Here is an 8,669-nt window from a genome sequence, read left to right on the forward strand (position 1 = left end):
GCCTCCTTTGTTATTAAACAAAGGGGCATGCTGTATTTTAGTGTTTTGGTATGTATTTTAAATGTGCTTTATTAAGATACTTTCTTTATGTTATATTAAGTCTTTTTATTGGTTTTATTGTTGCCCCTGATTTGATTTATTCATATGGTTCAAATCCCTGAGTTTCATATTCATAAGGATTGCTATGTTTACGTCTTCTCATCTTTCTTAGTGGAATAATTTCTCCAGTATATGGGTTATAAACTCCCATTTCTTCTCCTGTATAGGGATTTATTTCGATATAGTCATCTCTAAAATAGACATCCATACATAAATCTTTATGGCCTTTTTTTGTCATTTAAGTCACCTCCCTTCTTATATTTGGGAGGGCTTTTTGTAACCATTTGCCCTCCATCTTGCATATCCCCTTCTCCCAAAACTCCGCTATCCTCCATGTCTGTTATATTTCATATAGGAGATTTGCATAATTATCAGAAAATCTTTTTTTAATTGTGTCGTATCGAAAAGCGTGGATAAACCACTTATCTGCTTCATCTAACTTGGATATCTCAATTTCAAATAATTCCTTTGTTTTGTTAATAGCATTAGTCAATATTTTCCTTTCATCTCTTTTAAACTTCTCTAATGCTTCTTCTGATATCAGATTAGAATGTTTGTTTATAAAAAATTCTACTAGACTCATTAAGTCTAAAAAATTTTCCGTTCTTATAATGGTTGATCCAACTTCTTGTATGTGTATTTCAGCAACATACTCAAAGTTAAAATCTTTTATAGTTGTCTCGTCAATATAAATTGGCAATATAAAATTTTTTGCATACGTTCTGTCAAGAATCGTTCCATCAAATGAATAATACATATTTCTTCTCTCCTTTCTTAAAAAACAAAAATACTAACAGGAAATAAAGCCAAAGATTAAATATCCTTTGACCTGGTTTTGCTCTGTTAGTATGCTTTGATTTTTTTTATTCAGTTTTTGTTAGTAAATAATTATTTACCTAATAAGTTATCCTACTTTAAACTCAAATAAAACTTTGCCAATAATCTTTATGCTTTTTGTATTAGTTAGAATAATAGGTGTATCTTCTACTTCCCTTGAAACTGCATTCATAACGTCAGCCAAGACCATGGTTTTTTCCTGACAATTGTATTTTCCGACGTATATTGCATCACCCCTTTCAAAAAGTATTTTATCTTTATCCTTGTATTGTCCAAGATTAACAAGGTAGCAATAATCCTTATCCTCAGGTTTAAACCACACCACTTCACTATCTGGTTCTATTTCTTCCTTTAAAAGGCTAAAATCAAATCCCATTTCCCTACCTGTTATTGGTCCGTTATTTAGTGCAGTATATAAAGGCAACTTCCTGAACTTACTTCTCACATATTCCCCAGTGGCTAGCCTAAGGTTCCTTATTTTTTTTAATCCGTAATAGGAATCCTCGGTATAAGGGGTTGCATAATCTGGATAGATAAAGTTCTCCCCTAATGCATCTTTTACGTTATTTAGTAGTTCGTCTGTCAAGTTATCTCCCAAATTCTCCTTATTGGTCTCAAGGAAGTTAATAAAAGCATTAACCTTTTCCTCTTCCATATCATTTACTTTCAGTAATTCTCCCAAGTATTCCTTAAGAGTATTGCAGGCAATTATATGTTTTATATCTGCTTCATCAAGGATCCCTATTTGGAAGAGTAAAAAAGGATAATTTATGTCTAGTATTTTGGCTATGATTTTTAAGTCCTCGTAATCCGGAATAATGTTGTTTTTAAGCATCTTGCTGATATAAGATGGTGATTTGTTTAGTGCATCTGCTAAATCAACTGCTTTGATATTTTTTTTAGCCATTTCCATTCTAATAAATTCACTTAAATTAAAACTCATTATCTATCACCTCCTTAAGTATATATTACAATATATTTTACCGATTGTCAACTAATGTTATTGTCATTATGTATAATATTTTACTTTTATTCATTTTTATTGTTGACATTTAATTAAGTTTGCTTTATAATTAACTTATAGTAAAATTATTCTCTTTATTTTTGAATTTTAATTGACTTTTAGTAAATCAAGTAGCGTAAGGGGGTGTCTACCGAAAATATAGTTTAAAAGTAAAGGAGGTTGATAGATATCCAAGATAATGTTTTATAAAAGGTAAAAAAAAACAGGCCAAGAGAAATCCCCAAATTCCTCTTGGCCCATTAAAATCGTCCAATTACATTATACCAAACAATAAATCTACTTATTTTTTTAGCAGAAAAATTACAAAACTTAATTTTAAAAATGAAAACGTTAGTTTATCACGTGTTTTTTTGAAATAAGCACAAAAATAAGAGATTTCTTTGGAAATGTTTAATAGGAGGTGTTATGACTATGATTAACTCTGATTTAAATGAAAAAGTAAAATGTTGTTTAACTGATTTCCATAATGGAAATGGACCTGAAGATTTCCCTAGTCTGATGGAAGATTATGTATTGACATATCACAAGTTACTATATAGAACCATTACAAAACTTGATAATTATTTTGATTCAAACGAACTTTACTGCTTATTTGATATATTTAATGCAATCAAATATTCGCCAAAGATGTCTGCAAATAGATTTCTCCTTTTAGAAACAACTGATGTATTAGAAAATGAACAATTGATGATTGAAAAATGGAAAGTTGACAAAAAGGTTCTTATAGACAAAATCAATAAATTATCTGAGTTTCAGGCTTTCGCAATGATTATGATTATCTACAAATTTTGGAGAGATACAGATCGATACAAAGATGATTTATCTCTAATATTTAAGGATACTGTTGAGATAGTATAAATTCATCTCAATAAATAATTATGTTTTTAATCTTAAAAATCCTCCAACCCTATTGTTCCGCCTAGGGTGGAGGATTTTTTACCTTTTCCCATTTCTTCTTAAGAAATCATAAACAGTAGTATGGCTTGTCCCCATTAATTTTGCCACCGTTGGCACGCTGTTATACTTTAATAGCCGTATTAATTCCTCTCTCCAATAATCCCCGAAATCCACAATCCGAGAATATCTATACTTGTCTTCTTTTTTCGTATCAGGTCCACGTCTCAAATATGAAAAGCCACAATTCGGACAGGTAAAATATCCTATTGGACTCTTGTTTTTATAACTATTTCTAATTTCTACATTCTCAATGACCTGTTTCTTATATTGTTTGCAAACAGGATTTAAACACGGATATGGTCCTTTACCAAAAGGAAGATACTCTATATTCTTGTTAAATAACGTATCAGGTGATAATCTTAAAAACCTCATAAGCAATATATGTTTCAACGGATCTTCTATATTTGCTTTATTCCATCCCATTTTTAAAAGCCAATTACTGTTATTAGTCTTCCTAATTGTATTGTGAGTCATCTGAAGTATCTCACTGCCCCAAAAGGTTTCAAAATCAGTAATAAGATTTTTCTGGCGTAGACCTCCATTCACTGTAGCATACTCTAATTTCTTTAACTGATTTAGATACTGCTCTTTTATGTTTGTTTTAATTTCAGGATTATTCAAAATCCAGTGCATATCCTCTGCAATAATCAGTAATTTTTCATAGGTCTTTGGCTCATACACAACCTCAGTTTCAACAACACAGTTTCTTTCCGTTGCTGCTATATATTTATATTTATTGTCCTCAAGTGATACACTGCTATTATAAATAGGTATTTTATGGTGAGGACAAATATAGATGCCTCTTATCTGATGAACCCTATGCCAATATAATTCGCCATATCTCTCCATATCTTCTTTATTGCATTTTGGACAAAATCTTAGAAATTTATTTTCAGCCAGTGGGTTTATTATTCCTGTTATTTTGTTGTATATTTCAACATCCCCATGCAACATATACCGTCTTATTATTCCCCTGTTCTCAAGGCTTAAAAAGACTGTATAATACGGAAATAAGGTATGTTCAAGTATTAGCCTATCTACATCAAAAGGACTGTTTAAGGGCATATTTCGGACTAAATTTGCTAATAATGTTGGGAATTCCAGGCTACAAACTATACGCTTTACATTAAACAGATCCCTGGCAGTTTCACTTCCATTAAAATTTGGACTTTTTTCATGATATCTGGCAAAAACACTATATAGTATTTCATCTGGATACGGTGTCGGAAAAAAAGTCATCATATAACTTCAAATCCTTTAATTAACCCATGATTTTTCAATATATCATAAGCAGTTAGATCTTCCTCCTTATTCTGCACCATAACTCTAATATCATTTTCTGCACTTGGAGGCACCTTCTTGGTTCTAACTTTCACTGGCTTTTCATTATTTTCTACTGTAGATGCCTTGGAAGTGGTAGGTATTACAAACCTATTCCGATTAGGCAATTCATAACTTAAATCAATGTTTCCAGTATATATGTCAGGATATTTTACTATTTCCATTACATTACCTGTCCTTAATGCATTTAGCATTGGCTTTACCAGCCTTAAACTTTCGTCAGCCACTTGTTTAATTAATTCAGGTGTTATTGTCTCAATCCCGCTTGAAATTGCCTTTGTTTGAGCAAGGGCATAAAGTTTCACTGTTATATCAATTATTCCTTGGGATTGATCATATAGGGTCTCTATTAATTCATCAGTCAGAGCAGTAGGCCTTTTCGTCCATTGATAGCCCCATATTGCGGTTACAAGTAGTTTGAAGTTAATATCATTATCTAACCTTTCAAATACCAAATCCCCTTGCCCTGAACCCCTTCTTGCCTGTCGGAACTTCCCTTGCAATACTCCCATAGCCTCAGGAGTTCCTATTAATAATACTGGTAAGCCAATAGTATTGACTAGAGTAACAAAAAAATTCAGCATCCTGTCGGCTCCTCCAGACTTAGACTTGCTAAGATTTTGTATCTCATCAATTACTAATAACCCTAATGAAATACTTTTAGCAATATTGCTCATGGCAACGAGCATGTTATCCACTGAAAGTTTACCACTACCAAATCGTGAATAATAGTCTGTCCCTAATATCTCATCAACCTTACTAAAAAATGATAGACAAAGTCCTTTAATGCTTCCATCGTAAGAGCATTCAAGCCTTAAATATACTACCTGATATCGTGAAAGTGGGATATCTTTGTATTTAGAGTGAACGATTACTTGTGGATACATGGATAATATTCTGTTCACAACTGTTGTTTTCCCCATACCTGATACTCCAAGTAAAGTAAAAGAGCCTGCGGTGCTGCGATAATTGTTTGAAACAAAGGACTTATCCAAAACATTTCTTGCTACATAACCCTGTCTTATAACTCTACTGATTCTACTTTCTAAATCTAAATGTATCGCTAGTGGCTGAAAGACATCATATAGACGTCCCACTAAATGGGCTCTGTATTGATTATCTAACTGTCTTTCTTCTTTATTATAGGGAGGAAAATTTGCTAACTTTGATACTACCTCTTCAGAAGATGTGATTTGAGGCAATGCCTCTATAAATGGATTACCTTTATATTCTGAAATAATCTGCTCTTTGTATTGGGCATTATGTATCAAATCCAGCACGGTCTTTTCCCTCCTTCTGTGCCTTTAATAGTAATTCGACCAAATTTTGCTCGGTATTACCATAGGCTTTTTCTTCAACTACTATATTTGTTTCTTCTGGTATTATTTCGATAATATTTTGTTTCCTCTCCTGCTGCTTCTCAAAATTGCGATTATCTCTGATATTCTGAATGCGTCTCTTTTTGCTTATGCCTTCTTCAACTTCATTTTTTGTCTTTTCTTTCGCTTGCTCAATTATTTCTTCTATGTCATTTAATAAATCTATTTTATTTTGCAATTCTGCTTTTTTTGAGGCTTTTGCCTGCATTTTTTCATATTCCATTAGATAAGTTACTTCTTCAATAGATTTTTCTTTGTATCTTGACTGATGTTCTAATAAAAAACACTTATCGAATTTTCTCCCATCTTCATACTTGATATAAATAAAACTCATATCCCTTGGATCATATGATATGTCAACTTTCCAAGATCCATTGTTTCTTGCTTTCTCGAACCATCGTTCTTTTAATGAGGTTTTAGAACCAAATAGCATCCCTTTAAACTTAATCCCATGCTGTGTCACAGTTGCTTTGTCTCTTGGCAGTAGATTTAATTTCAATAAATCTTCATCAACAGTTCTTAACCTTCCTGTTCTATTAGCAACACCCCATTCCCAGATTAACTTGGGTATTGGTTCTACACCATCTGCAATCATATCTCCGCTTCTGGTATAGTTAGATAAATAGTGATGATTATTATGATACAATACACATTTTATTATAATTTGAGTAAACTGCCTTAAATCAAGGGCTGCTGATAGTCTGTAATCTTGCTCTCCTCTTTCACGATATTGACTTTTAATTGCACCGGGCATGAAAGGCTTGGTATGTTGGTTTATAGTGTTAAAATACCTCTCAATAATCCCCTTCATGTCACCTCTATAAGGGCTGGTGTTTAATACTTTTATTCCAAATGCTGATACTAATGACTCTATGTTTTCCCCTTCTAATTCTCCTCTATCTGCAATAATTGCTTCGGGCAGGGTGCTGCAGTAATTCCACTCATCATTGCCAATCTCTATACCGTACTTCCTGCAAAAGGATACTTTGTCTGACGCAGCATTAATTAATGCAATACTCGCTCCAATCCAACTAGGCCCTTCCAAAGATATATTAATTCCTACGACACAACGTGAAAATACATCCATAACAGTATAAATAACAGGCCTTCCTATAATCCAATTCCGATTATATTGGGATACTAAATAAACATCTCCTACTGTTGCATCTATTTGAAATATTGCTCCTGGTCCAAATGCTTCTTCAGTAGAAGATCCTGTAAGCCCCCTATGTTGTAATTCATATTGCTTTGGACTTTGACGAGTAGATACTTCTTTTTTAATGTTTCTCTCCTTATTAAACCAATATCTGAATTGCCTTAATGTAGGAATGGCATCATTTACCACCCCATTTTCACTAAAGTATTCCTTGATCATAAGTTCATAGGTTAATGTTAAAGTCTTTCTTGAAGAATTGTAATAAAACCTATTAAGTGCTGTATTAAAAATCTTTATCGTTTCGGGGGTAATGACAAAAGTATTATTTTTTTCCTTGTTTCCTTGTTTCCCGCCACAATTATGATAATCAGGAAGTAAAGAGTTTTTGTGCATACCTCTCTGCCAAAACCGTTTTAAATATCTCATTACAGTTGCTTCATGCACATTATAAACGTATTCTCTGACAAGTTTAACCCTCTCTCCGGCAATGTAAATGTCAGGTTCAATAGTAACAATGTCTTTAATGGCATTGTATGCCTTATCTCTTATGACCTTATGTTTAGGTGGGATAGCCTCTTCATCTTTGATAATCATATATGGTTCATTCTCCAAAACATGTATAGTGCCATCATTTAACCCACTCTGAATAAATGTTTCTGAAACTGTAATAGGCATTGAGTTACCATAAATATCAATTAGATAGATGATATCTTTATAGTAATACAGTATTCGGTAATATATTTTGCCTTGACTTGTTTCGTATAAGATTACACTATTGATTGGAAGCATACATAGCACCCCAATCAATAATAATTTTAGGACGACTTTCTGTTATATCTATTAATTCATTCATATCAATGTAAATATGTTTAGATGCTAGAAGGTATTTAAAAATGAATAAGCCTGTTCCATCTGATACATTATTTTCTTTATCAAAGTCAGAAGTTATTTTTCTGATTGAATATTTACTATCCCTAAATTTATCAATTAGAATGTTGCAATAATTCTCTAATGAATTTTCTGTTAAGCCTCTTTCTTCATAGGTATATAAACTTGAGTGTATCCACTCTATGTTTTTTACCATTTTAGTAGGTATTTCTTTTTGTGTAATTATGCCAAAATCAATTTGCTTCGCTGCCCAATACCTTCTTTCTATTTCCAGTCTTTCCAGCACGGACTTTTTCCCTAACTCACTCGATGATTTCACTGTCCTTGCAATATATTTGTGATTTCGTAAAGTTAGTAGAAATGTAGTTGTTAGTATATATGGAGGCTCTCTATTAGTAAAAAACTCTTGCTTAAGGTCTTTATTGTCTTTTACTACCTCTGCTAAATCTAAAAGTGGATAATGTTCTCTAATATCTACTATTTCATCATCCCATTCAAACATGTAGAAACATCTAGTTTGTATATCTGAAAAGAAATGATGTATTCTGTTTGTCTTCCAGCCTTTTATGCGTGACACCCTGCCATTTGACGGGAAGTCTTGTATGGATAACCAGGGCTTATAGGAGGCTAATTCTCCTGCACCACGATTTTCAGACAAGAATCTTTTATACTTCGCCATAGTCCAAGAAGTATCTCTTTTGGCCATATAAACCTTCCTTTCTTTCACACTTCTTGGATGTGATGTTAACGTAGTATACTGGGATTTTCAACAGGGATAATGCTTTATTTAATATAGAAAACTCATTAAACGGCTTAATATTGGCGTTTGGTTATTAAAAATTTTTCTGAAATTGACCCGTATTTTTGTGTCATTTTTTATTTATTACTATGTGTAGTTACAAATAAGTTTGCTCACGGAGTGACAAAGTTTGCTCGTGATGAAATGTAGTTGTTGCAAGGCTTCTCGCTGTTTCTTCCCTTGTAGTGA

At 32.6% G+C, this 8,669-nt stretch carries 8 protein-coding genes; 1 reads left to right on the forward strand and 7 read right to left on the reverse strand.

Annotated elements, in window-relative coordinates:
- Nucleotides 1-136: 136 nt before the first annotated feature.
- The 3 genes from BUE08_RS03070 to BUE08_RS03080 form a co-directional block, all read right to left on the reverse strand.
- Nucleotides 137-337 (reverse strand): hypothetical protein, encoded by a 201-nt coding sequence (locus tag BUE08_RS03070; protein ID WP_286680346.1) that lies wholly within the window; start codon nucleotides 335-337, stop codon nucleotides 137-139.
- A 102-nt stretch (nucleotides 338-439) separates the two neighbouring features.
- Nucleotides 440-856 (reverse strand): hypothetical protein, encoded by a 417-nt coding sequence (locus BUE08_RS03075; RefSeq protein ID WP_286680347.1) that lies wholly within the window; start codon nucleotides 854-856, stop codon nucleotides 440-442.
- 147 nt (nucleotides 857-1,003) lie between these two features.
- Nucleotides 1,004-1,879 carry a helix-turn-helix domain-containing protein gene (locus BUE08_RS03080; RefSeq protein ID WP_286680348.1) on the reverse strand — a complete coding sequence of 292 codons (876 nt, stop codon included), beginning with the start codon at nucleotides 1,877-1,879 and terminating at the stop codon, nucleotides 1,004-1,006.
- A 492-nt stretch (nucleotides 1,880-2,371) separates the two neighbouring features.
- On the opposite strand from BUE08_RS03080, the gene BUE08_RS03085 reads away from it, so the two are divergent.
- Nucleotides 2,372-2,818 carry a hypothetical protein gene (locus BUE08_RS03085; RefSeq protein WP_286680349.1) on the forward strand — a complete coding sequence of 149 codons (447 nt, stop codon included), beginning with the start codon at nucleotides 2,372-2,374 and terminating at the stop codon, nucleotides 2,816-2,818.
- A gap of 78 nt (nucleotides 2,819-2,896) precedes the next feature.
- On the opposite strand, the gene BUE08_RS03090 is transcribed toward BUE08_RS03085, so the two are convergent.
- From BUE08_RS03090 to BUE08_RS03105, 4 genes are read right to left on the reverse strand one after another with little or no spacing between them, the layout of a single operon-like run.
- Nucleotides 2,897-4,159, reverse strand: coding sequence for a TnsD family Tn7-like transposition protein (locus BUE08_RS03090; protein WP_286680350.1), 1,263 nt, complete (start codon nucleotides 4,157-4,159; stop codon nucleotides 2,897-2,899).
- On the reverse strand, nucleotides 4,156-5,538 hold the full coding sequence (locus BUE08_RS03095; protein ID WP_286680351.1) for an ATP-binding protein: 1,383 nt from the start codon (nucleotides 5,536-5,538) through the stop codon (nucleotides 4,156-4,158). The genes BUE08_RS03090 and BUE08_RS03095 overlap by 4 nt, the downstream gene beginning before the upstream one ends.
- Nucleotides 5,519-7,582 (reverse strand): TnsB C-terminal domain-containing protein, encoded by a 2,064-nt coding sequence (locus BUE08_RS03100; protein WP_286680352.1) that lies wholly within the window; start codon nucleotides 7,580-7,582, stop codon nucleotides 5,519-5,521. The genes BUE08_RS03095 and BUE08_RS03100 overlap by 20 nt, the downstream gene beginning before the upstream one ends.
- Nucleotides 7,566-8,387 carry a TnsA endonuclease C-terminal domain-containing protein gene (locus BUE08_RS03105; RefSeq protein WP_286680353.1) on the reverse strand — a complete coding sequence of 274 codons (822 nt, stop codon included), beginning with the start codon at nucleotides 8,385-8,387 and terminating at the stop codon, nucleotides 7,566-7,568. Before BUE08_RS03105 ends, BUE08_RS03100 begins: the two co-directional genes overlap by 17 nt.
- Nucleotides 8,388-8,669 lie beyond the last annotated feature (282 nt).

It is taken from the genome of Tepidanaerobacter sp. EBM-49 (genome assembly GCF_001896645.1).
GTDB lineage: Bacteria > Bacillota > Thermosediminibacteria > Thermosediminibacterales > Tepidanaerobacteraceae > Tepidanaerobacter > Tepidanaerobacter syntrophicus.